The organism is Streptomyces katrae, from assembly GCF_000966975.1.
In the GTDB taxonomy this organism is placed as follows: Bacteria; Actinomycetota; Actinomycetes; order Streptomycetales; family Streptomycetaceae; genus Streptomyces; species Streptomyces katrae.
In genome coordinates, this window is the sequence record NZ_JZWV01000160.1 from 1 (window position 1) to 21938 (window position 21938).

Consider the following 21938-nt stretch of genomic DNA (forward strand, 5'->3'; position numbering starts at 1 on the left):
GCCCCCGACACGCTCAGCGCGCTCGGCCGGGACGAGGCGCTGCTGGTGCTCGGCGGGCGGCGGATCGTCCTGGGGCGGCGGCACAGCGAGATCCTGGCCCTGCTCGCGCAGCATCCCGAGGGCCTGACGGGCGAGGAGCTGGCCTACGCCCTGTACGAGGAGGAGTCGGTGGCGGCGGTGACCCTGCGGGCGGAGATGTCCCGGCTGCGCGCCGTGCTGGGTGCCGGGGTCCTGCTCTCGCGCCCGTACCGCACCGCGGCCCCCCTGGAAGCGGACTTCGCCGCCGTGACCCGGCACCTGGCGGCGGGTGCCGTCTCGGCCGCCCTCACCCGCTACCCGGGCCCGCTGCTGCCGGGCTCCTCGGCCCCGGGGATCGTCCGGCTGCGGCGGCGGATCGAGGACCAGGCGCGGGCGGCGGTGATCGCGCGGGCGGACGTGGGGCTGCTGTCGGACTGGGTGTGCAGCCCGTGGGGCGCGGACGACCCGGCGGTGTGGCGGGCGCTGGCCTCGGCGCTGCCGCCCCGCGACCGGCCGGCCGCGCTGGCCCGCGTACGTTCCCTCGACGCGGAGCTGGGCGCGGGACCCGGCCCGGGGCCGGGCGCGGGGCGTGCAACGTTCCCGCAACCTGCCCGCTCCTAGCCTCCTCCCCGAGCGCTGTCCGACGGCGGGCGGCGCCCGGCAAGGGGAGGACCACGATGGCCCGTTACGCCGCACCCGGTACCGAGGGCGCCCTGATGGCGTACGCGTCCCGCTACGACCACCACATCGGCGGGGAGTACGTACCGCCCGTGCGCGGCCGGTACTTCGAGAACCCGTCCCCCATCACCGGGCAGCCCTTCACGGAGGTCGCGCGCGGTACGGCGGAGGACGTGGAGCGGGCACTGGACGCGGCGCACGCGGCGGCCCCGGCCTGGGGCCGCACCTCCGCCACGGAGCGGGCGGGCATCCTGCTGCGCATCGCGGACCGCATGGAGCAGAACCTGGAGGCCCTGGCGGTCGCGGAGACCTGGGAGAACGGCAAGCCGGTCCGCGAGACCCTCGCCGCCGACCTCCCGCTGGCCGTCGACCAGTTCCGCTACTTCGCGGGGGCGCTGCGCGCGCAGGAGGGCTCGCTCAGCCAGTTGGACGAGGACACGGTGGCCTACCACTTCCACGAGCCGCTGGGCGTGGTCGGGCAGATCATCCCGTGGAACTTCCCGATCCTGATGGCGGTGTGGAAGCTGGCCCCGGCCCTGGCCGCGGGCAACACGGTCGTCCTCAAGCCCGCCGAGCAGACCCCGGCTTCCGTCCACTACTGGCTCAGCCTGGTGGCGGACCTCCTTCCCCCGGGGGTGGTGAACATCATCAACGGCTTCGGCGAGGAGGCGGGCAAACCGCTGGCGTCGAGCCCCCGGGTGGCGAAGGTGGCCTTCACCGGGGAGACGGCTACGGGCCGGCTGATCCTGCAGTACGCGGCGGAGCACCTGAAGCCGGTCACGCTGGAGCTGGGCGGCAAGAGCCCGAACCTCTTCTTCGACGACATCTGGACGAAGGACGACGACCTGCGCGACAAGGCCCTGGAGGGCTTCACCATGTTCGCGCTGAACCAGGGCGAGGTGTGCACGAGCCCCTCGCGCGCCCTGATCGAACGCGGCCGCTACGGCGACTTCCTGGACGCGGCGGTGGCCCGGACCGAACTGATCGTGCCGGGCCACCCGCTGGACACGGACACGATGATCGGCGCGCAGGCCTCGGAGGAGCAGCTGAGGAAGGTCCTTTCGTACGTGGAGATCGGCCAGCGGGAGGGCGCGAAGATCCTCACGGGCGGCGGCCGGATCGACCACGGCGGCGACCTGGCGGGCGGCTTCTACGTCCAGCCGACCATCTTCGAGGGAGACAACCGGATGCGGATCTTCCAGGAGGAGATCTTCGGTCCGGTGGTGTCGGTGACCTCGTTCGAGGACTTCGACGACGCGGTCCGCATCGCCAACGACACGGCGTACGGCCTGGGCGCGGGCGTCTGGACCCGCGACGTCAACACGGCCTACCGCGCGGGCCGCGCGATCCAGGCGGGCCGCGTCTGGACGAACTGCTACCACGCCTACCCGGCCCACGCCGCGTTCGGCGGCTACAAGCAGTCGGGCATCGGCCGCGAGACCCACAAGATGATGCTGGAGCACTACCAGCAGACCAAGAACATGCTGGTCAGCTACTCCCCGAAGAAGCTCGGCTTCTTCTGAGCGCCTTTGCCCCGGCCGGCCGGGCCCGGGCCCGGCTGCTGGTGGTCCCGGACGCCCTGTGCAGTACCAGCCGTCTCGCCTGCCAGGTGTACGCCGGCCGCCTGCCGAGGGGGCCGGCCGGTCCTGGGAGGGAGTGGGCCAAATCTTGCTCAAGGCCGGACCTGCGCCCCCGCCCGGGCGTGGGAGGCGGCTAGCTTGTCCGGACATGAGTGTCGATCGTGGCTGTGGGTCAGAGGTGTCCGTCCCGCGTCGCCGACTGGTGCGTGCAGGGTTGCGCGGGGCCGCGGTGTTGGGGGCGGGGCTGGTGTGCGGGGCGTCGGCAGCCTCGGGCTCCCGGTCCGGGGCGGCGGTCGGCGACAGACCGCGGCCCTGCGAGCCGGGGCGTGCGTGGCGTGAGCTGGAGGCGGGGAACCGGCGGTGGCGGACGTTTCGTGAGAGCCATCCGGACCAAGCCGGGGACGTGCGCCGGGCGCTGGTGGGCGGGCAGCACCCGTTCGCGGTGGTCCTGGGGTGCGTGGACTCGCGGGTGCCACCGGAGCTGGTCTTCGACCAGGGGCTGGGCGATCTGCTCACCGTGCGGTCGGCGGGCGAGGTCCTGGACGAAGCGGTCCTGGGCAGCATCTCGTACGGGGTGCTGGAACTGGGTGTCCCGCTGATCGTCGTCCTGGGTCACCAGGGGTGCGGAGCAGTCGCCGCTGCCGTGCACGCCGAGGCCGGCGGTGCGCTCCCGGCGCACGTCCGCTACCTCGCGGAGCGGATCCGGCCGGCGATCGACCACCGGCTCGAGGGCCAGGCCCGGATCGACGCGGCGGTCACCGAGAACGTCCGCCGGGTCCGGGCGCGTCTCACCGCCGAGCCGGACCTCGCCGCCCGGGTCGCCGACGGTTGCCTGGCCATCGTCGGAGCACGCTACGAACTGACCAGCCAGCTGGTGCGCAAGGTGCCCTGATCAGCCTGGGCCGGTGAACTTCCCGGCGGCGGCCCCTCACCAGCTAGACTTGCAGAGTTATGCAATTTACTAGTTCTGGACATGGTGGACGGGGTTGGGGTGTGGCCGGGTTCGAGGAAGCGGCGCTGGAACGGGTACGTGTGGCGCGGGCTCATCTCCAGGCTGCGCAGGAGGCCGCCGACGCCTTCGAGGAGGCGCAGGCCGCTGAGGAGCTGGAGGACGCGCTGCGCGTGGCCCACGATCACGGCGTGGCCACCGACGCCGGGACCGGCCGATGAACCCCGCGGTGCCCGCCGCGCGTCCGGGGCGTCGGCGCACGACAACGCCTGCCGACGCCGGCCGGGCCGCCGGGCAGGGGCTGCGCTTGTACGAGATCACCTACCTCGGCACCGGCCCTGAGCCCGAGGTCCGCACGGTCGAGGCCGGTGAGGTCGCCGCCGTCATCGAACACGCAGGCGAGCACGGCGTGCAGGTCCTCGTCCGTCCGTGCCGCGGCCAGGTCGGAGAGCCGAGCACGAGGAAGGAAGACGCATCATGACGGACAACCCGTCCGAGACGGACACGGCTGCGGAGCAGGAGAAGTGGAAGGAGAAGGGCGTTGCGATGCGGGCCTTCTTCTACATCTTCGGCACGCACGTGTTCGCCGGGTTCGTCTGGTTGCTCTTCTACCTGGGGCAGCACGCCCAGAAGTGAGACCGGGACCGAAGTGGGATCCAGCACCCCTGGGTGCGGGTTCGGGGAGGGAGCGGCCGCCTTCCGGTGTCAGAAGCGCGTGTCGAACCCGCACTAACGGAAGACGGCCGCCGCATGTGGAGTGCGGGCCCTGCAGGGCCCGCACGGTGGGGTACCGCTCAGGTGTGGCGGCCCGCCTTGAGGTCGGCCAGGAGTTCGGCCTGGCCCTCCAGGACCCCGGAGAGGATGCCGCGGGCGACCCGCAGGAGCTCGGCGATCTGGGGATGGGTCAGGCTGTAGTGGACGTTCGAGCCTTCGCGGCGGGTGACCACCAGGTTGGCCTTGCGCAGGACGGCGAGCTGCTGGGAGAGGCTCGCGGCTTCCACCCCGACCTCGGGCAGCATCTCGGCGACCGCGTGCTCGCGTTCGGACAGGAGCTCCAGGACGCGGATGCGCACCGGGTGCCCCAGCGTTTTGAAGAACTCCGCCTTCAGCTGGTACAGCGGCGTGCTCACTCGTGTACCTCTCCCCTGACTGCCCATCTCATCCACCCGGAACCGTTCCTCCGTAGGGCATCCGTTCGCCCCTCTTCACACCTTGCGACCTCCACAATTGCAGACCCCTGCAACTCGCGGGATCCGGGACCCGTCTTCAGGGCCAGGCCTCCGGACGGTGGTGCCGGTCTCAGATGAGGGCGGACGCCTCGGGCGACTGCCCGGTGGGCCAGTCATCGGTGGTCCACTGCTTGACCGTCCCGCCAGCTCCGTGGGCGGCCAGAGCGGTGGCGAGGTCGCAGTGCACGGGCACGGGCGCGCAGGTCCCATCGGGGACGAGCGAGCCGTCCGCGGGGATCGCGGCGAGCTCGAGTCGGCGCCCGTTCTCGCCGAGACGGCGGGCGGCCTGGGCGATGGCGATCTGCCCGCCGGCCGACCAGCCCAGCAGCCCGGTCAGGTCGAGGATGACCGGGCCGGTGCCCCGGGCGAGCGCCCAGCCGATCGCTCCGGTGAACCGGTCGGTGGCCTCCGAGCCGAGATACCCGGCCAGGGACAGCACGCCCAGGTCCTGACGGGTGGTGTAGCGCCATTCAATCGTCATCGTCAGCTCCTCGGCTTCACAGGGGAAGGGTGATCCAGATGGCCTTGCCGCGCCCGTCCGCATCCGCCCGCACGACAGCGGTGCCGCCGAGCTCCATCGTCATCTCCACCACCATGGCCAGGCCGCTGCCCGGCGCGGTGCCCAGCGCACCGAACAGGGCGGGCTGGTAGGGGTGACGGTCGTGGACGGCGAACGCGAAGGCGCCGGGTCCGTGGGCGTAGGTCACGGTGATCATCGGGGAGGACACGGCGGCGTGACGGACGGCGTTGGTGACCAGCTCGGCCACGATCAGCAGCGCCGGTCCCACGCTCGGGTGCCGCAGGCCCACCCCGCATTCCACGAGGACCAGCTCGGTGGTCTCCCGGGCGATGCGCACGGCCGAGCCCATGGCCGGCACGTCCAGCACGTGCCGGTAGGGCATCGTCTCGACCTGGACGCTCACCGGCCCGCCTCCGAGACCGCCCGGGCCAGACGGAACCCGGACACGGACTGCGGGCGCAGCCGCAGCAGGGTGTCGTGCGGGCCGTGGCTCCAGCCGGGCAGGGTGCGCCGGTAGTGGGCGGCCTCGTCCGGGTCGGCGATGACGTCGGCCGGCCCGTGGGCGCTGACCGTCCAGCCGGTCCCCGCCGGGGTGCGGACCTCATCCACGTGGTAGGTCAGCAGTGCCCGGCCGGGGATGGTGGCAGCCTGCACGGGGGCGCGGACGACGAGGCGCCCGTACTCCATGACGTGTGCGGCGGGGCGGACGACGACCACCTCCCGCTGGACGTAGATGAGACGGCCCTGCGCGGAGCCTTCGAGGAGCCACAGGGCCTCGGTGCCGGAGACCTCGATCATGCGGCGGTCGGCGGGAACGGTCATCGTGCGCCCTTCCGGATGCGGTGCGGTCGGTGATGCGTACGCGGCAGCAGGCCCGCCTGCTCCAGGTGCTTGCGGGCCCCTGCGATCGCCTCCGGGGTCGTGGCGTACTCCCGGCCCTCCAGACGCAGCAGCTCCAGGACGCCGACGGCGTGCAGGGCCTGGCGCTGGCCGGGCCGGATGCCCGAGGTCATGACGGCGATGCCGCGGCGGTTCAGCCTCTCGACCGCGTCCTTCAGCACGAGGGCGCCGGTGGCGTCCAGGGTGGTCACCCGCGCCATGCGCAGGATGACCACCTTCACGTCGGCGACCTCGGAGAGTTCGAGGAGGAAGCGGTGGGCGCCGGCGAAGAAGAGCGGCCCGTCGATGCGGTAGGCCACGATGTGCTCGGCGAGCAGGGCGTGCTCTTCGTCGCTGTGCTCGCCGGGTACATCCGGGCGGAAGTCGACCTGTTCCATCCGCGCCTGGCTCGCCACCGCCTTCAACGCGAGGGCGCCCGCCACGACGAGTCCGATGATCACCGCGTACACGAGGTCGAGGATCAGCGTGGCGGCGGCGGTCAGGACCAGGACGACGGCGTCCGAGCGGGTGGCCTTCGCCATGGCGCGCAGCGAGCCGACCTCCACCATGCGGATGGCCGTGGCCAGCAGCACGCCGGCCAGGGCGGCCAGGGGGATCTTCGAGACCAGGGGGGCGGCGGCGAACACGATCACCGCGAGTACCGCGGCGTGGGTGAGTGCGGCGAGCCGGGACGAGGCGCCGGTGCGGACGTTGACCGCGGTACGGGCGATGGCGGCGGTGGCGGGGACACCGCCGAACAGCGGGGCCGCGAGGTTGGCGATGCCCTGCCCGAACAGCTCCTTGTCCGGGTCGTGCTGCTGCCCCACCGTCATCCCGTCCGCCACGGTCGCCGACAGCAGCGACTCCAGCGCGGCGAGCGCCGCGACCGCGACCGCCGGGGCCAGCAGCGAGCCGAACGCGGAAACATCGAGGAAGGCCAGCGACGGGGCGGGGAGCCCGGAGGGAAGATCCCCGATCGGGGCCGCCGCGTCGAGGTGGAATACCTGGGTGATCACGGTAGCGGCGATGACCGCGACGATCGAGAACGGGACCGTCGGCCTCCACCGCGCCCCGGCCAGCATGACCGCCGCCACACCCACGGACAGGCCGATCGCCGTCCAGTTCGGGAACGCCACGAACTCCACGAGCGCCCGCCACGCCACCAGCAGGACCTTCTCCCCCTCCGGCTTCTCGACGCCGAGGGCGTTGGGTATCTGCTGGAGGCCGATCACGCACGCGATCCCCAGGGTGAAGCCCTCCACCACCGGCGCCGGCACGTACCGCATGTACTGCCCGGCACGCAGCAGCGCGAGACCGATCAGGAGGACACCGGCCATCAGGCCGACGGTGAGGACGCCGCCGGGCCCGTACCGGGCGACGATCGGCACCAGCACCACGGTCATCGCCCCGGTCGGTCCGGACACCTGGAGGTTCGACCCGCCGAACAGGGCGGCGAGCGAACCCGCGACCACGGCGGTGGCCAGCCCCGCCTCCGCACCCAGGCCGGAGGAGACCCCGAACCCGAGGGCGAGGGGAAGGGCCACGATCGCCACGGTGAGACCGGCCAAGAGGTCCCGGCGGGGGCTGCGGGCCATGACCGCGTAGTCGGCCCGGGCGGGCAGGACGGCGCGGACCCGGCCCACGACGGCCGTCACCACGGTGTTCACGCTCACGAGGTCGCAACCTCGGACTCGCGCAGTTCCTCCAGCAGCACGCTCTGCCCGGTCAGGACTTCGGTCAAGATCCGCCGCGCCGCCCCCATCAGCTGCGCCACGTCCCCGCCCGCCAGCTCGTAGACCACCGTCGCGCCGTTACGGGTCGAGGTGACGATCCCCGAGCGGCGCAGGACCGCGAGCTGCTGGGACAGGGCGGAGGGCTCGACCTCGATCGCGGCCAGCAGGTCCCGAACCGGCATCGGCCCGTCCTGCAGCAGCTCCAGAACCCTTATCCGCACCGGGTGCCCGAGCATCCGGAAGAACTCGGCCTTCGCCTGATACAGCGGAACCGGCACGGTCTCGCACCCTTCTCACCGCCCCGAACGGGGCAAACGCCTGGTGCTGTGCCCGCGGCTACCTACGGACACAGCCATCACAGCATGTATGAAATTGCAGACTTTTGCAATTTGCTACTATGGCGACTCCCCCTTCCCGACGTCCAGAAACCTGCGTGAATGAGCGACAGCCTGCCTCCGTGTCCGAAGTGCTCCAGCGAGTACACCTACGAGATGAACGCCCTGGTGGTCTGCCCGGAGTGCGGCCACGAATGGGTACCCGCCGAGAGCGCCGAGGGCGGTGCCGACGCCACCTCGGAGCGGGTGGTCAAGGACGCCGTCGGCAACGTGCTGCGCGACGGCGACAGCGTGACCGTCGTAAAGGCGCTGAAGGTCAAGGGCAGTCCCTCGGGCATCAAGGCGGGCACCAAGGTCCGCAACATCCGTTTGATCGACGGCGTCGACGGCCACGACATCGACTGCCGGATCGAGGGCTTCGGAGCCATGCAGCTCAAGTCGAGCGTGGTCAAGAAGGCCTGACCCGCGGATCGCGTACGCAGGATTCCCGTCTCGGCTGCCTGCAGCACGGAACACCTCTGGCCGGGCCTTGCGAAAGGCCCGGCCAGAGGTGCTTGGGAGTGTGTCGGCGTCCGTACGCCGGGCGCGTCAGAAGAGGGTGACCGTGACACTCACGTGCTCGGCCGCGAAGCGGGCCGCCTCGAACAGGGCCGCGCCGGCGAAGGCGTAGAGCGTCGCGCCCAGCGGATCGGCCGGGTCCAGCGCCACCGGGCGGCGGTGGCTCCGCGACAGCACGGGCGCGGGCACCGCCACCGGCCCGGCGGCGGGCGTCGGCCGTACGTGCGGTTCCGCGGGCGTCGGCGACTCGGCTGACGTGCCTTGACTGTTTGTGCAACGATTGCACATGGTGTGTCCCTCCGGATGTGCCGTGGGCCGGCCTCTCATCGGGTGTTGTGAGAGACGGTCGGTGAGCGGCCGGGCCCGTATTTCTCGTGATCAGTCGCGATCAGTCATGATCAGCCGCGGTTCTTGATCCGCAGGAAGACCGTGACCAGACCGGGCACCACCGAGATCAGTCCCAGTGCGTGCGAGATGACCGCACCGGGGAAGGCGCCCGCGAACGAGACGGCCATCAGACTCGCGGCGAGCGAGGTCCGGCCGAGGACCACGCTGGTCTCCTCGTCCTCACGTCGCTGCCTGAACTGGATCGCATCGGCCTTCTGCATGATGCGGGAATGGCGCTGAGCGGTGATCGACTCCCCTCGGGCGTAACTGTCGCGCATCAGGATCCCCCTTCCATCTGTTCCGCGAAGAACGCCAAAACGGCCTCCGCGTCGGTGACCGCCCTGATCCGGGCGATCGCGTCCGAGGTGCCCACCGAGTCGACCGAGACGCGAAACAGCTCGGCAGTCACCTCCCTCCGGTACCCGAAGACGCAGCGCGCCTCGAAGATCCGCTTCATCGACTCGGGCATCTCGTCGACGACCCGCAGCCCCTTGGCCACCTCCTCGTCCGCGACGTCCGCGAAGTACTCCGCGTAGACGCGCCATCCGTACCAGTCCTTGCGCGTCCACGAGTCCGGCACCTGCTTGCGGGCCTTCCTCGCGTAGCTCCGGACCAGGCTGTGCAGCCAGCCCACCGGATCGGCCGGCCGGTTCGGCCAGTTGGCGCACATCCAGGCGTACCCGTCCTCGACCACGCACTCGATGTCCACGCGCGGGTCGCGGCACGTGGTGAGGGCGATCCGCTGACAGGGCTGGTACTGCTCCGAGATCAGCGCGTTCTGGACGCGCTTGTCCTCGTCCGTCGGCTGGTGGACCCGGACCCGGCCCTTGGTGAGAGACCGCCCCTCGGTGAAGAACGACACCGGTACCTCCCTTCGCTCTGCCCCGACCGGAAATCAGCCTGCCAGAACCGGCCAACCCTGCCGTGGAGTTGCCGGGATCACGGACGGGAGGGCTCCGCTCCGGTGTCAGCCCGCCGACGGCGGTGCAGGGGGCGGCAGATGCCGGGTGACCCTCTCCAGCCGCTCGAAGAGCCGCGCCACCAGCGCGTCCGCCGCCCCCTGGTCGGCCGTGGCCGCCGCCCGGTATGCCGAGGCGATCCCGTGCATCGAGTTCGCGAAGTCCACGGCGCATTCGACGTACTCGCCGAATCGCCCGACCGGATCCTCCACGTCCGCCGTGGCGCCCGGCGCGTTAACCGGGTTAACGGCGTGCGCCGGACCGCCCGGAGCGGATCCGTACGCGGCCGGCCGGGCGACGCTCCGACTCCTGCCCTGGCTGCCGTTCCGCCCGCCGCTCATCGCCTGCTCGGCCGCCGCGTGCTGGAGCCCCGGCGCCATGGCGCCGATCCGGCGGGCGTCCTTCACCTTCAGCTCGCCGCGCTCCACCAACTCCTGCAAGTCCGGTGCCAGGTCCAGCAGTTTCAGCCGCTGCGACACCCACGCCGCGGTCTTGCCCAGCTGCTGGGCCACCAGCCGCTGGTGACCGTGCTCCCGCACCAGCTCCCGGACGGCGCGTGCCTGCTCCATCACGTGCAGGTCGAGCCGGTGCATGTTCGCGACCAGCGCCGCCTCCAGCAGGGCCGCACGGCTGGCCGCGAGATCGTCGCGTACGTCGACCCGCAGCGCCGACAGCCCCGCCTCGCCCCGCCTCGCGCGCCGCGGCGAGCCGGCGGTTGCCGTCGAGGACCACGTACGCGGCCCCGCCCAGGGCCGCCTCCTGGCCCGCGTGCACCGCCAGGAAGGCCTCGCGCCGCACCACCGTCAGCGGCTGGACCTGCCCCGTGGACCGTAAGGACTGGACCGTCTCCGCCAGGTCACCGGCGTGGTTGCGCGGGTTGAGCGGATTGCGCCCCAGCCGCTCCAGCGGGACCGTCCGCTCCTCCTCGACCTCTCCCATGCTGCCGACCCCTCCGTTCCTCCGCCTCGTATCGGCGTCGGAACCTAGCAGGAGCCGGACCACCCGGCGTGCCCCGCACCGGAGCACACGGGAGCGCACGGGTGGCTGCCACCGGCTCACTCCCGTCAGCCGGTGACTCGTTCCCCAGCTGCCGTTCAGGCCCGGCGGGCTCCAGCCCCTCCAGCCACGGGAACGGCCTGCGGCCCGGAGGGACCGCAGGCCGGACTCTGGCGCGCCTGTGGGGTGGTGGCGGGCCATGGACTCCGCTGTGATGGGGGCACGGGGGCCCACCGACGTCAGGATCTGCGCGCTATCAGAGCCACGTGAAGCAGCCTGTCACATTAGGTCGGGGGCGTCCACGGCTGCCGGGTTGACGACCTGGTCGACCGGGGCGCCCTGCAGGAGGCGCTTGACGGGGACTTCGAGTTTCTTGCCGGTGCGGGTGTGCGGGATGCCGGGGACTTCGAGGATCTCGTCGGGGACGTGGCGGGGGGAGGCACCCGTGCGGATCGCCTGCTTGATCTTCTCGCGGAGCGGGTCGTCCAGGGTGGCGTCGGCGGCGAGGACCACGAACAGGGGCATCCAGTAGCCGCCGTCGGGTTCTTCCGCTCCGATGACGAGGGCCTCGGTGATCTCGGGGAGGCGTTCGACGACCTCGTGGATGTCGGCGCTGCCCAGGCGTACGCCGTTGCGGTTCAGGGTGCTGTCGGAGCGGCCGTGGACGATCACCGAGCCGTGGGAGGTGAGGGTGATCCAGTCGCCGTGCCGCCACGCGCCGGGGTGGGAGGTGAAGTAGGCGTCGCGGTAGCGGGTGCCGTCGGGGTCGTTCCAGAAGTACAGCGGCATGGACGGCATCGGCCGGGTGACGACCAGCTCCCCGACCTGGTCGACGACAGGGACGCCCTCGGCGTCGTACGCGGCCAGGGCCACGCCCAGGTGGGGCGCTGAGAGCTCTCCTGCCCAGACCGGTGTGTTGGGGGCGCTGCCGGCGAAGCCGGAGACGACGTCCGTGCCGCCGCTGATGGACGCGAGCAGGACGTGGTCGCCGACGTGGTGGCGGACCCAGGGGTAGGCGGAGGCCGGCAGTGCGGAGCCGGTGCAGCCGACCACGCGGATCGACGACAGGTCGTGCGCCGAGGGGTCGATGCCGTACTTGGCCATGCCCAGCAGGTACTGGGGGCTGGTGCCGAAGACGGTCACCCGGTGGCGGGCGGCCAGCTCCCACAGGACGTCGGGTGTGGCGAAGGGTGCCGGACTGCCGTCGTAGGTGCACGTGGTGGCCCCGGTGAGCAGCGTGGAGGCGACCAGGTTCCACATCATCCAGTGGGTGGTGGTGTACCACAGGAGGCGGTCGCCGGGGCCGAGGTCGGAGTGGAGGCCGAGGGTCTTGAGGTGTTCGAGCAGGACGCCGCCGTGGCCGTGGACGATGCCCTTGGGCGGACCGGTGGTGCCCGAGGAGAACACGATCCACAAGGGGTGGTCGAAGGGCACGGGCGTGCAGGTGAGTTCCTCGGTGCGGGTGGAGGCGTCCTCCCAGCGCACCACCGGCGACGGGTACGCCTGTGGCGGCGGCCACGGCAGGCCCACGTGGTCCACGAGCACGGTCGCCTTCAAAGTCGGCAGCGTGCCGACGAGTTCGAGGGTCGCGTCGCGGCGGTCGTGGGTGGTGCCGTTGAAGAGGTAGCCGTCGGCGGAGATCAGGACGGTGGGTTCGAGCTGGGCGAAGCGGTCGGCGGCGGCCTTGGGGGCGTAGTCCTGCCCGCAGACCGACCACACGGCGCCCAGGCTCGCGGCGGCGAGGAAGGCGACGATCGCGTGCGGGGTGTTGGGGAGGTAGCCGACGACCCGGTCCCCCTGACCGACGCCCAGGTCGCGCAGGGTGGCGGCGACGGAGGCCACCTGTGCCCGCAGCCGGCCGCCGGTCACCTCGTGTCCGGCGCCGGTCTCGTCGAGGGCGATGACCGCCACGGTGTCGTCGGTGAGGTTGCGCAGGGCGTGGTGGGTGTAGTTGAGGGTGGCGCCGGGGAACCAGCGGGCGCCCGGCATCCGCTCCTGCGCGAGCACCTGCTCGTACGGGGAGTCCGCGTCGATGCCGAAGTAGTCCCACACCGCGGCCCAGAAGCCCTCCAGGTCGGTGACCGACCAGTGGTGCAGGGCGGCGTAGTCGGTACCGTCCACGCCGGCGTGGCGGGCGAAGTCCATGATGCGGCTGTCGGCGACGGCCTGCGGATCGGGCGTCGCGAAGGGTTCCGGGTACGGCCTGGTCATTCTGTGGAGCTCCTCAGCAGGCTGTTCTCCACGGTCCGTGGGGAAGGGCGGGGGCTGCGCGTGGTGTGCAGGAGGGGCGCCCAGGCGGCGGTGTCCGTGAAGTCGTGCCTCCCGGCCGGGACGACGTCCATGACGACGCGGTCGGGACGCAGCAGGACGGCGTCCGCCCGGCCGGCGCGCAGCCAGGCGGCGAGCGTGCCGTCGTCACGGAGGTCGGTCACGGGGATCGCCGGGACGCCGAGCCCGTGGGCCAGGGCGCGCAGCGAGGGCCCGGGTTCGGCGGCGGTCAGGACGGTGAAGCTGTCGCCGAGCAGTTCGTCCAGGCGGCCGCGCCGGCCGTCGAGTGCCACCCACGGTTGCGGGCAGTGGGTGCCCGCCAGACCCTTGCGGGTGCGGCGCCGGACGAGGGGCCCGGCGGTCAGGGGCGGGCTGAGGTCGCGTCCCGCCGCCGCGGTGAGGCCGGGTATGCGGCAGGCCGCGGCCAGGATCCTGCGGCGCAGTGCGGCGGCGCCGTCCTGGCCGCCGGTCATGGCCCACCCCATGGCGACCGCGAGCCGGATCGCGTGCCGTGCGTGCGGCTTGCGCTCGCTCTCGTAGGTGTCCAGCAGCCGTTCGTCGGCGCCCTCGCCCAGGACGCGGGCCAGCTTCCAGGTGAGGTTGTGGGCGTCACGCAGGCCCGCGCACAGCCCCTGGCCGATGAACGGCGGGGTGAGGTGGGCGGCGTCGCCGAGGAGGAAGACCCGTCCGCTGCGCCACCGGTCGGCCACCCGGGCCCGGAAGGTGTACTGCGTCTCCCGTACGACGTCGAAGTCCCCGTCGTACGAGGGCGACAGCCACGGGGCGATCAGCTCGCGGACCGGTTGCTGCCCTTCTTGCAGCCGGAACTCCCAGCGGTAGCGGTCCTCACCGACGCGCATGAACGTCGCCGGCCGGTGCGGGTCGCAGACCTGGTCGACGCCTTCCCAGCAGCGGACGTCGGCCTTCGTGCGGACGTCGATGACGGTCCAGCGTTCCTCGAAGCGCAGGTCCTCCCATGCGGCGCCGATGGCGTCGCGGGTGAGGCTGCCCGCGCCGTCGCAGCCGAGGACCGCCTCGGCCCACAGATGATGCTCACCGTCCTCGTCGCGATAGGTCACGCGCACGGGGCCGGCCGGGTCCGGGCCGACGCCGGTGACCTCGACACCGCCCCGCAGTTCGCACTCCGGGCGGCGGGCGAGGGCGTCGCGCAGCAGTCGTTCCAGCTCGGGCTGGTCGAACATGCTGGTCTGCGGGTAGCCGTGACGGCCGTGCTCGGAGCGCCGGAACTCGGCCATGACCCGGTGCCGGGCGTCCAGCAGCCGAAGGCCGTTCGCGGGGCGGGCGATCGCGGCGAACTCCTCGCCCACGCCCGCGGCCTGGAGGATGCGGCGCACCTCGTCGTCGGTGGCGACGGCACGCGGGAGCGGGTAGACGTCCTGGTGGCGTTCCAGGACGACGGTGCGGATACCCCGCCGGGCGAGGAGGAGGGCGGCGGTCACGCCCACCGGCCCGGCGCCGATGATCACGACGGGTGCGGGGTCCGTCTGTGCGGGGTCTGTCTGTGCGGGGTCTGTCTGTGCGGGCCCGGGTGCGGTGTCCCGGGGTCCGGCCTGGTCGGCGGTCATGTGCGGCTCACCTCGGGTATCAGTTCGCGTCCGTGACGGGCGTGCGCTGCTCGCCGAGGTCGATCCGCCCGTCCGCGGTCGAGATCGTCGCCGTGATCACGTCACCCGTGTGCAGGTAGTGCGGGTTACGGGCCTGGCTCTTGAAGAACGCCTTCCACTTCACGGCGGGCGGCAGCAGCGCGCCGATCTTCTCGACCGCCTTGGGCGGGGCCTTGAGGGCCGTGCCGCCGGGGGTCCCGGTGAGCAGCAGGTCGCCGGGGTCGAGGGTCTGGAAGCGGGCCAGCAGGGTCAGCGCCTGTGCCGGGCGGACGATCATGTCGGCGAGGGTGCGGTCCTGACGGAGCTCGCCGTTGACCGACAGCCGCAGCCGCAGATCGAGGAGGTGGGCGAAGTCCTCGGGCTCCAGCAGTGCCAGGCAGGGCCCGGTCGGTGTGAAGGTCGGGTACGACTTGCTCTCGTAGAACTGCGTCTTGGTCAGCTGCACCTCGCGGGCGCTGACGTCGTTCGTGATCACCAGCCCGGCGACATGGGTCGGCAGGTCACGCTCCTCGACCACGGTGCCGACGGGCAGGGGGGCGCCCATGACGAGCCCGAGTTCGATCTCGTAGTCGAGGAACTTCACGTGCGACGGCCGGACGATCGCCTCGCCCGGGCCGCTCACCGACCCGGACGCCTTGCGGAAGAAGGCGGGTGGGATGTCGCCGGTGAAACCCGAGTCGCGGGCGTGGCTGCGGTAGTTGACCATCTGGGCGACGACCCGGCAGGGAGTGGTGACCGGGGAGAGGACGACCAGGTCGGCGACGGGCGTGCCCGCGTCCCCGGAGAGGGCGGCCTCGCGCACGGCCGCCCGGTCGGCGATCAGCTCGGCGGTGGTGGCGGCCGAGGTGGCGACGGGGACGGCCCGGTCGCCTCGGAGTACCCACCAGCCGTCGGCGGTGCGCAGGACGTTCGTACTCATGTCAGTGCCTTTGTGAGGGGTTGGGTGTGCGGGGGTTCAGGACTTGGCGGCTTTGAGCAGGCCCAGCAGGCGTGCCGGGTCCATCTCGTTCTCGCCCCGCAGGGCTTCGATGACGTCACGGACCCGCTGCGGGGAGGGGCTCGCGCCGAGGAAGTCACGGGTGGCGGGGGGTCCCCACTGGGCGAGGCCGGAGGTCGACATGGGCGCCCAGCCGGGCTCCAGGTCGCAGGAGAACAGGTCGCCGTCGGCGAAGTGCTCCAGCATGAAGCGGTCGGGGTCGCGCCAGTAGTCGAAGAGCTGGCTGCCCTGGATGTGCCGGCCGATGCCCCAGCTGCGCTGGTAGCCGCGCTCGGCCAGGTACTCGCCGCCTGCGGCGATCGAGTCGAGGTCGGTCACCTGGTAGGCGGAGTGGACGTAGCCGTTGCCGGGGCCCAGGTGCATGGCCAGCGTGTGGTGGTCGACGGCCCGGCCGCCCTGGTCACAGCGGATGAACGCCATCGTCGGGCCACGGCCGCGTTGGCCGTCCAGGAACAGGAAGTCGGAGACGATCATCCCGAGGGTGTCCAGGTACCAGTCGAGGGCGCGCCCGAACACCCGTGTCTCCAGGACCACATGCCCCAGGCGCTGGATGCGGGAGGGTTCACGCGGCGGGCGCTGGGCGACGTTCGTGCGACGGTGACCGGTGCCGAAGTTGAGCAGGAGCGGCTGCTGCTCGGGCAGCGCCGGCAGTTCCTCCGTGCAGTGCACGACCCGGACCGGGAAGCCGGAGGGGTCGAGCAGGTCGACCGCCTTGCCGCCGCCGGGCACGTCCGCGTCGCGTACGGACGCGCCCGTGGCGCGGGCCAGCCGGTCCAGGTCGGCCCGCTCGGCGGCGCGGAACGCCGGGCCGATGAAACGGGAGGTCCGGCCGCGCCGGATCACCATGCACGGCGAGCCGGCGAAGGTGCCCCGCAGCCACAGCTCGCTCCCGCTCCGGGCGGCGATCCCGAAGCCGAAGTCCCGGGCGAAGACCTCGGCCCGGTCCAGGTCGGGCTTCTCGAACTCCAGCCAGGCCAGGTCGGCCACCTTGATCACGGGGTTGCGGGACCGGCCGGGATGTTCGCCGCGCAGGGCGCCCTGCGCGCTGTGGAGGTCCTGATGGGCCGTCCTGACGTCCGGGACGCCGACTGCGTCGGCGCGGGTTTCGGACATGGTGTCCTCCAAGCGACATTGTCGTACTGAGGAAATCATCAAGTGTGAGAGTTCCATCGTCAAGGTGCTCGCGGCAGTAAATGATGAATTCATCAGGACTGCGATGATCATCGCCTCAACGGTTAGAATCGGGGCATGCCTACGTCAGCCCCGCCCAGCAACCGATTCGAGCGGCGTCGCGCCGAAACCCGCGGAGCTCTCGTCCGCGCGGCCCGCCGGATACTCGCCGAGACCGGGGACACCAGCGCCAGCATCCAGGTGATCGCCGAGCGCGCCGACGTCGGCTTCGGCTCCTTCTACAACCACTTCGATTCGAAGACGGAGCTGTTCGAGGCCGCGGTGCAGGACGCGCTGGAGGAGTTCGGCCAGACCTTCGACGAGGGCCTGGCCGGCATCGACGACCCGGCGGAGCTCGTCGCGACCGGCTTCCGGCTCAGCGCCCGCATGGCCGAGTCGCACCCGGAGCTGATGCAGGTGCTGCGCCGCCGGGGTCTGGCCCACATCCACTCGCACAACGGCCTGGCCCGGCGGGCGCTGCGGGACGTCGAGGTGGGCATGGCCTCCGGCCGCTTCACCCCCGTCGACCCGACCGTGGCCCTGTCCGCGCTGGGTGGAACCCTGCTGTCCCTGGTGGAGCTGAGATTCGCCCGCCCCGACGTGGACGGCGACGAGGCCGCGGTGAACCTCGCCGAGATGGTCCTGCGCATGCTGGGCGTCCCGCCGGACGACGCCCACGAGGTCGCTCGGCGCCCCCTCCCCGACCTCGCCTGACCGACCACCACCGTGGTGGTGCTACGCCTCCGGGGTGAGCCGCGGACGGTCGAAGGACGCGTCAGCTGACCCGTGGGCCCACCGCCAGCGTCAGCTCTAGGACCCGGTGCGGCGACGCGAGGTCCGGAAAGAGCTCCCGCAGCTGCGACATCCGGTACCGGACGGTCTGGGGGTGGACGAACAACGCCGCCGCCACCTCGTCCCGTCTGCCCTGGTGGAGCAGCCACGCCCGCAACGTCTCCTCCAGCCGCCGCGCGGTCGCCGCGGGCAAGGTCCGCAACGGTGCGAGGGCTCGGGCACGCAGGTCCGCGAACGCGTCCGGGTCGGCGCTCAGCACCAGCTCGGGCAGGTGGTCCTCCGTGTCGCGGATATCGAAGGGGAGGGAGCGCGCGCGTACGGCTCGTGCGTACGAGGCGGACGCACGGGTCCATGGCCGGGCCGGACCGACCACGGCGGCGCGGTCGGTCAGCTGCCGCAGGAGATGCGACCGGTCGGCGTCGGGCACGAGCAGCACACCGGTGGCGTCCGGCAGATCGTCGAGGACGAGGGTGCCCGGGTCGAGCGCGCGGTAGGCGGGCCGGGCCTGGGCGGCGGGCAGCAGGACCGCGGTCAGGGAAGCCGGGGGCTGCCACCCGGCCCGTTGGGCAGAGGCCAGCAGCACGTCCGGGTTCGCGCCCGCGAGGAGGTCGCGGGCCAGGTGTTCCAGGTGGCGCTCGTGCTCCCGCCCCCGGGCCGCCAGTTCGTCGGCGTGGCCCGCGGCGCTCGCGGCGGAGAGCTCGTCGATGTAGGCGAAGGTCAGCTCGGCGAACCTGGCGACCTCGGCGGCGGGCAGACCCGCGGGGACGGCACCCGCCGCCAGGCAACGCCAGGCCACGCGGGCGCCGACCCGGTAGGCGCTGAGCAGGGCGTCCATCGAACGGCCGTCGCGCACCTCGCCGCGGCCCAGCTCGTAGGCCGCCTCACCGGCGTCGCCGCCTGTGGCGTTCCCGCTCGCGAGGTCCAGGTAGTGCCCCAGGGCGGTGCGGACGGCTCGCCGGATGGTGACGCCCATGCGGCCCGAAAGGGCGTTGGCGTAGGGAGGGACCTCGTCGATGATCGCCTGGACGACCTCGTCGGCGGTGGTCCTCAGCGCGGCCCGAAGTGCGGCGACCGTCTTCTCATCCAGTGCCAGTTCGGTGACCCTCCGGATGGGGTTGCTCATGTTTCATTCCCTGCGAACAATTGAGCCGAGCAGATTTACGCCCTTCGGTCAGGACTTTACGCCTTTGCGCACAGCAAGCTGGGGTCATGACGAGTGCAGCCCTCCGCAGTGGGGCGTGGAAACTGCTGGAGATGGTCACGACGCCGCTGCTGCCGTCGGACTACCTCGACCTGGTCAGCCCGCTGCGTTCGGGCGCTGACCTGCGGGGGCGCATCGAGGCCGTGCGCCCCGAGACGGGTGACGCCGCGACCATCGTGATCAGGCCGGGACGGGGCTGGCGCGGTCACACGGCCGGTCAGTACCTGCGGGTCGGGGTCGACGTCGACGGGAGGCGCCTGTGGCGCGCCTACTCCATCACCTCGCCGACCAACCGCCGGGACGGCCGGGTCACGATCACCGTGAAGGCGGTCCCGGGCGGCAAGGTCAGCAACCACCTGGTCCGCAGGACGAAACCGGGCACGCTGGTCCAGCTCGACCAGGCGACCGGTGACTTCGTCCTGCCGGAGGCCAAGCCCGCCAAGGTGCTCTACCTGACGGCCGGCAGCGGCATCACACCCGTGATGGGCATGCTGCGTGACACCGAGTTCGACGACGCCGTCATGGTCCACTGCGCTCCACAGCCGCAGGACGTGATCTTCCGCGACGAACTGCACGGCCTGGTGGCGGACGAGAAGCTGCGGCTCATCGAGGTGCACACCGACACGGACGGCAGGCTCGACCTCTCCCGCCTCGACGAACTGGTGCCCGACTGGACCGAGCGCGAGACCTGGGCCTGCGGGCCCGCGGGCCTGCTCGACGCCGCCGAAGACCTCTGGCGCGAACACGGCGTCCAAGAGCGTCTGCACACCGAACGCTTCCGCCCCGGCACCGTCGTCGCCGGTGACGGCGGCGAGGTCACCTTCGGCGCCACCGGCAGGACCGCCGACGCGGACGGCGCCACGCCCCTGCTGGACGTCGGCGAGGAGGCCGGCGTGCTCATGCCGTCGGGGTGCCGCATGGGCATCTGCTTCGGCTGCGTCACTCCGCTCACGGCGGGCGCCGTCCGCGACCTGCGCACCGGCGAGATCACCGAGGCCGAGCCGGGCGTCCTCATCCAGACCTGCGTGTCCGCCGCGGCGGGCGCGTGCACCATCGAACGGTAGGAGCACCTTGACCGCCATCGACCCCACCGCCCACCTGACCGCAGAGCAGATCGAGGAGCTCGGCCGCGAGCTGGACGCGATCCGCGATGAGGTGATCGCCGGCCGGGGGGAGAAGGACGCCGCCTACATCCGCAAGGTCATCTCGGCACAGCGCAAGCTGGAGCTGGTCAGCCGGGGTGTGCTGCTGTTCTCCTTCTTCCCGCCCGCGTGGCTGATCGGCACCGCCGGGCTGTCCGTGGCGAAGATCATGGACAACATGGAGATCGGCCACAACATCCTGCACGGCCAGTGGGACTGGATGCGGGATCCGAAGATCCACTCCACCACCTGGGAGTGGGATCACGTCTCGCCCGCCGACCAGTGGAAGCACTCGCACAACGAGCTGCACCACACCTACACCAATGTGCTCGGCAAGGACAACGACCTCGGCTACGGCATCATGCGCGTCGACGAGGACCAGAAGTGGCACCCGTTCCACCTCGGCCAGCCGCTGTGGAACTTCATCAACGCCTGCTTCTTCGAGTACGGCATCGCAGCGTACGACCTGGAGCTCGGCAAGAACCTGCGGGGACGCCGCCGCAAGGACCCGGAGTTCCGCACGCGGGCCAGGGCCGTGGGCCGCAAGATCCGCAAGCAGGTGCTCAAGGACTACGTGATCCACCCGCTGCTGTCGGGCCCGTCGTTCCTCACCACCCTCGCCGCCACGTTCACCGCGAACCTGGTCCGCAACATCTGGACCCACTCGGTGATCATGTGCGGGCACTTCCCCGAGGGCGTGCAGGTCTTCGAACGCCGGTCGATCAAGGACGAGACCCGCGGGCAGTGGTACCTGCGCCAGATGATGGGCTCGGCGAACATCAGCGGCAGCAGGGCCATGCACTTCATGACCGGCAACCTGTCGCACCAGATCGAGCACCACCTGTTCCCGGACCTGCCGAGCAACCGGTACGCCGAGGTCGCGGTGAAGGTCCGCGCGCTGTTCGAGAAGTACGAGCTGGAGTACGTCACAGGGCCGCTGCCCAAGCAGGTGTTCTCCGCGTGGCGCAAGGTCTTCCGGCTCTCGCTGCCGAACAGGAAGCCCACGGTCGAAGCGCCGGAGCGCGAACCGGAGCTCGTCGCTGCCTGATCCCCGTTCCCGGCAGGGTAGCGTGATCATCCACCGTGTGGAGTGAGGCTGAGATGAGCGAACCGACCAAGCCCGAGATCGAACTCCCCGGGGGCGACGCTCCCCAGGAGCTGACGATCCGGGACATCGTCGTCGGAGACGGGGCGGAGGCGAAGCCGGGCAGGGTGGTCCGGGTCCACTACGTCGGGGTCACCTTCGAGTCCGGAAGGGAATTCGACGCCTCCTGGGACCGCGGCGAGCCCTTCAAGTTCGCCGTGGGCGGCGGCAGGGTCATCAAGGGCTGGGACCGCGGAATCCGGGGGATGAAGGTCGGCGGCCGGCGCGAGATCATCGTTCCCCCGCGCCTCGGCTACGGCAAGCAGTCCCCCTCCCCGCTGATCCCGGCGGGTTCCACGCTGGTCTTCGTGGTGGACCTGCTCTCAGTGGTCTGAGGAAGGACTGGTCCCGATGGGCGGTGCGGTGCGGTGTCAGTGGGCTGAAGTAGTGTTCCGGCCACCGCACACCTACTCGGAGGATCAAGAGAATTGTCCGGCCTGACCGCCTTTCCGCTGCCCTTTCAAGCCTCGCGTTCCGTGCCGTACGCCACTCCCCGGACGCTGCGGGAGCTGGAGATGATGCGGTGCAGCGCGCACATCCGGGAGAAGGCCGGGTGGTTCGAGAAGATACGGGACGCCGAGGTCGTCGCCCGGTGGACGCGGGAAGCCATCGAGCAGGGGCTCACCGAGGCTCAGGTGCGGTACGTCCTCGACGAGCTCGCGCACTACGCCGCCCTGCGGGACGGGCGGACCGGCATCGAGGTGTCCGGGGTCGACGGGGTGTGGCAGTCGGACGCGCTGGTCGACGAGGAGCTCGGAGCCCGGCTGCGCGAGGCGGT

Annotated in this window: 28 protein-coding genes and 1 pseudogene; 13 read left to right on the forward strand and 16 right to left on the reverse strand. The window is 71.7% G+C overall.

Going from position 1 to position 21938, the window contains the following annotated elements:
• The 6 genes from VR44_RS07950 to VR44_RS45905 form a co-directional block, all read left to right on the forward strand.
• The coding region (locus VR44_RS07950; RefSeq protein WP_045946681.1) for a helix-turn-helix domain-containing protein at positions 1–639 on the forward strand (639 nt) is incomplete at its 5' end.
• Between the two features lie 56 nt (positions 640–695).
• Positions 696–2219 carry an acetaldehyde dehydrogenase ExaC gene (gene exaC / locus VR44_RS07955; RefSeq protein WP_045946682.1) on the forward strand — a complete coding sequence of 508 codons (1524 nt, stop codon included), beginning with the start codon at positions 696–698 and terminating at the stop codon, positions 2217–2219.
• A gap of 205 nt (positions 2220–2424) precedes the next feature.
• Positions 2425–3168, forward strand: coding sequence for a carbonic anhydrase (locus VR44_RS07960; RefSeq protein ID WP_045946699.1), 744 nt, complete (start codon positions 2425–2427; stop codon positions 3166–3168).
• A 101-nt stretch (positions 3169–3269) separates the two neighbouring features.
• Positions 3270–3446 carry a hypothetical protein gene (locus VR44_RS43765; RefSeq protein ID WP_169790987.1) on the forward strand — a complete coding sequence of 59 codons (177 nt, stop codon included), beginning with the start codon at positions 3270–3272 and terminating at the stop codon, positions 3444–3446.
• Positions 3447–3532: 86 nt separating this feature from the next.
• Positions 3533–3706, forward strand: coding sequence for a hypothetical protein (locus VR44_RS44870; protein ID WP_169790988.1), 174 nt, complete (start codon positions 3533–3535; stop codon positions 3704–3706).
• Positions 3703–3861, forward strand: a complete 159-nt coding sequence (locus tag VR44_RS45905; protein WP_169790989.1) for a DUF6126 family protein — start codon at positions 3703–3705, stop codon at positions 3859–3861. Before VR44_RS44870 ends, VR44_RS45905 begins: the two co-directional genes overlap by 4 nt.
• A 158-nt stretch (positions 3862–4019) precedes the next feature.
• Here VR44_RS45905 and VR44_RS07965 read toward each other — a convergent pair whose 3' ends face one another.
• The 6 genes from VR44_RS07965 to VR44_RS07990 all read right to left on the reverse strand — a co-directional run bounded on the left by VR44_RS07965 (position 4020) and on the right by VR44_RS07990 (position 7864).
• The gene (locus VR44_RS07965) at positions 4020–4355 is read right to left on the reverse strand and encodes an ArsR/SmtB family transcription factor (protein ID WP_045946683.1); all 336 of its coding nucleotides are present in this window, start codon (positions 4353–4355) and stop codon (positions 4020–4022) included.
• A gap of 169 nt (positions 4356–4524) precedes the next feature.
• The gene (locus VR44_RS07970) at positions 4525–4935 is read right to left on the reverse strand and encodes an STAS domain-containing protein (RefSeq protein WP_045946684.1); all 411 of its coding nucleotides are present in this window, start codon (positions 4933–4935) and stop codon (positions 4525–4527) included.
• Positions 4936–4951: 16 nt separating this feature from the next.
• The gene (locus tag VR44_RS07975) at positions 4952–5356 is read right to left on the reverse strand and encodes an ATP-binding protein (RefSeq protein ID WP_033221651.1); all 405 of its coding nucleotides are present in this window, start codon (positions 5354–5356) and stop codon (positions 4952–4954) included.
• A gap of 17 nt (positions 5357–5373) precedes the next feature.
• Positions 5374–5796, reverse strand: coding sequence for a pyridoxamine 5'-phosphate oxidase family protein (locus VR44_RS07980; RefSeq protein ID WP_245691635.1), 423 nt, complete (start codon positions 5794–5796; stop codon positions 5374–5376).
• On the reverse strand, positions 5793–7448 hold the full coding sequence (locus tag VR44_RS07985; protein WP_094191494.1) for a SulP family inorganic anion transporter: 1656 nt from the start codon (positions 7446–7448) through the stop codon (positions 5793–5795). The genes VR44_RS07980 and VR44_RS07985 overlap by 4 nt, the downstream gene beginning before the upstream one ends.
• Before the next feature lie 74 nt (positions 7449–7522).
• Positions 7523–7864: an ArsR/SmtB family transcription factor gene (locus tag VR44_RS07990; RefSeq protein ID WP_045946686.1), complete on the reverse strand. Its 342-nt coding sequence runs from the start codon at positions 7862–7864 to the stop codon at positions 7523–7525.
• A gap of 159 nt (positions 7865–8023) precedes the next feature.
• Between VR44_RS07990 and VR44_RS07995 the strand changes: the two genes are divergently transcribed.
• Positions 8024–8383, forward strand: coding sequence for a zinc ribbon domain-containing protein YjdM (locus tag VR44_RS07995; protein ID WP_045946687.1), 360 nt, complete (start codon positions 8024–8026; stop codon positions 8381–8383).
• Between the two features lie 126 nt (positions 8384–8509).
• Here VR44_RS07995 and VR44_RS44875 read toward each other — a convergent pair whose 3' ends face one another.
• The 4 genes from VR44_RS44875 to VR44_RS40995 form a co-directional block, all read right to left on the reverse strand.
• Positions 8510–8656: a hypothetical protein gene (locus VR44_RS44875; protein WP_157880253.1), complete on the reverse strand. Its 147-nt coding sequence runs from the start codon at positions 8654–8656 to the stop codon at positions 8510–8512.
• Between the two features lie 221 nt (positions 8657–8877).
• A complete protein-coding gene (locus VR44_RS08000) occupies positions 8878–9144 on the reverse strand; it encodes a hypothetical protein (RefSeq protein WP_045946688.1) in 267 nt (88 codons plus the stop codon).
• Complete coding sequence (locus VR44_RS08005) at positions 9144–9728, reverse strand: sigma-70 RNA polymerase sigma factor region 4 domain-containing protein (RefSeq protein WP_045946689.1); 585 nt, start codon at positions 9726–9728, stop codon at positions 9144–9146. The genes VR44_RS08000 and VR44_RS08005 overlap by 1 nt, the downstream gene beginning before the upstream one ends.
• 105 nt (positions 9729–9833) lie before the next feature.
• On the reverse strand, positions 9834–10418 hold the full coding sequence (locus VR44_RS40995; protein ID WP_052713505.1) for a ParB/RepB/Spo0J family partition protein: 585 nt from the start codon (positions 10416–10418) through the stop codon (positions 9834–9836).
• On the opposite strand from VR44_RS40995, the gene VR44_RS46930 reads away from it, so the two are divergent.
• Positions 10417–10659 (forward strand): hypothetical protein, encoded by a 243-nt coding sequence (locus VR44_RS46930; RefSeq protein ID WP_052713506.1) that lies wholly within the window; start codon positions 10417–10419, stop codon positions 10657–10659. The genes VR44_RS40995 and VR44_RS46930 overlap by 2 nt on opposite strands.
• On the opposite strand, the pseudogene VR44_RS49075 reads toward VR44_RS46930, so the two are convergent.
• From VR44_RS49075 to VR44_RS08030, 5 genes and pseudogenes are all read right to left on the reverse strand, one after another.
• A pseudogene (locus VR44_RS49075) lies at positions 10567–11022 on the reverse strand (hypothetical protein); the annotation flags it as partial. The gene VR44_RS46930 and the pseudogene VR44_RS49075 overlap by 93 nt on opposite strands.
• Before the next feature lie 78 nt (positions 11023–11100).
• Positions 11101–13032 carry an acetoacetate--CoA ligase gene (locus tag VR44_RS08015; RefSeq protein ID WP_045946690.1) on the reverse strand — a complete coding sequence of 644 codons (1932 nt, stop codon included), beginning with the start codon at positions 13030–13032 and terminating at the stop codon, positions 11101–11103.
• A complete protein-coding gene (gene mhpA, locus VR44_RS08020) occupies positions 13029–14675 on the reverse strand; it encodes a bifunctional 3-(3-hydroxy-phenyl)propionate/3-hydroxycinnamic acid hydroxylase MhpA (RefSeq protein WP_094191492.1) in 1647 nt (548 codons plus the stop codon). Before mhpA ends, VR44_RS08015 begins: the two co-directional genes overlap by 4 nt.
• A 19-nt stretch (positions 14676–14694) precedes the next feature.
• Positions 14695–15633 (reverse strand): fumarylacetoacetate hydrolase family protein, encoded by a 939-nt coding sequence (locus tag VR44_RS08025; protein ID WP_045946692.1) that lies wholly within the window; start codon positions 15631–15633, stop codon positions 14695–14697.
• Between the two features lie 36 nt (positions 15634–15669).
• Positions 15670–16824 carry a VOC family protein gene (locus VR44_RS08030; protein ID WP_045946693.1) on the reverse strand — a complete coding sequence of 385 codons (1155 nt, stop codon included), beginning with the start codon at positions 16822–16824 and terminating at the stop codon, positions 15670–15672.
• 135 nt (positions 16825–16959) lie between these two features.
• Here VR44_RS08030 and VR44_RS08035 point away from each other — a divergent pair, with 135 nt between their 5' ends.
• Positions 16960–17595, forward strand: coding sequence for a TetR/AcrR family transcriptional regulator (locus VR44_RS08035; RefSeq protein WP_094191493.1), 636 nt, complete (start codon positions 16960–16962; stop codon positions 17593–17595).
• Positions 17596–17656: 61 nt separating this feature from the next.
• Here VR44_RS08035 and VR44_RS08040 read toward each other — a convergent pair whose 3' ends face one another.
• Positions 17657–18796: a PucR family transcriptional regulator gene (locus tag VR44_RS08040; protein ID WP_045946694.1), complete on the reverse strand. Its 1140-nt coding sequence runs from the start codon at positions 18794–18796 to the stop codon at positions 17657–17659.
• Positions 18797–18882: 86 nt separating this feature from the next.
• Here VR44_RS08040 and VR44_RS08045 point away from each other — a divergent pair, with 86 nt between their 5' ends.
• From VR44_RS08045 to VR44_RS08060, 4 genes are all read left to right on the forward strand, one after another.
• On the forward strand, positions 18883–19938 hold the full coding sequence (locus tag VR44_RS08045; protein ID WP_045946695.1) for a ferredoxin reductase: 1056 nt from the start codon (positions 18883–18885) through the stop codon (positions 19936–19938).
• Between the two features lie 7 nt (positions 19939–19945).
• On the forward strand, positions 19946–21064 hold the full coding sequence (locus tag VR44_RS08050) for a fatty acid desaturase family protein (protein ID WP_045946696.1): 1119 nt from the start codon (positions 19946–19948) through the stop codon (positions 21062–21064).
• A 53-nt stretch (positions 21065–21117) separates the two neighbouring features.
• Positions 21118–21495 carry an FKBP-type peptidyl-prolyl cis-trans isomerase gene (locus VR44_RS08055; RefSeq protein ID WP_045946697.1) on the forward strand — a complete coding sequence of 126 codons (378 nt, stop codon included), beginning with the start codon at positions 21118–21120 and terminating at the stop codon, positions 21493–21495.
• A gap of 93 nt (positions 21496–21588) precedes the next feature.
• Positions 21589–21938, forward strand: a 350-nt coding sequence (locus VR44_RS08060) for a DUF4246 domain-containing protein (protein WP_045946698.1), incomplete at its 3' end; no start/stop codon positions are given.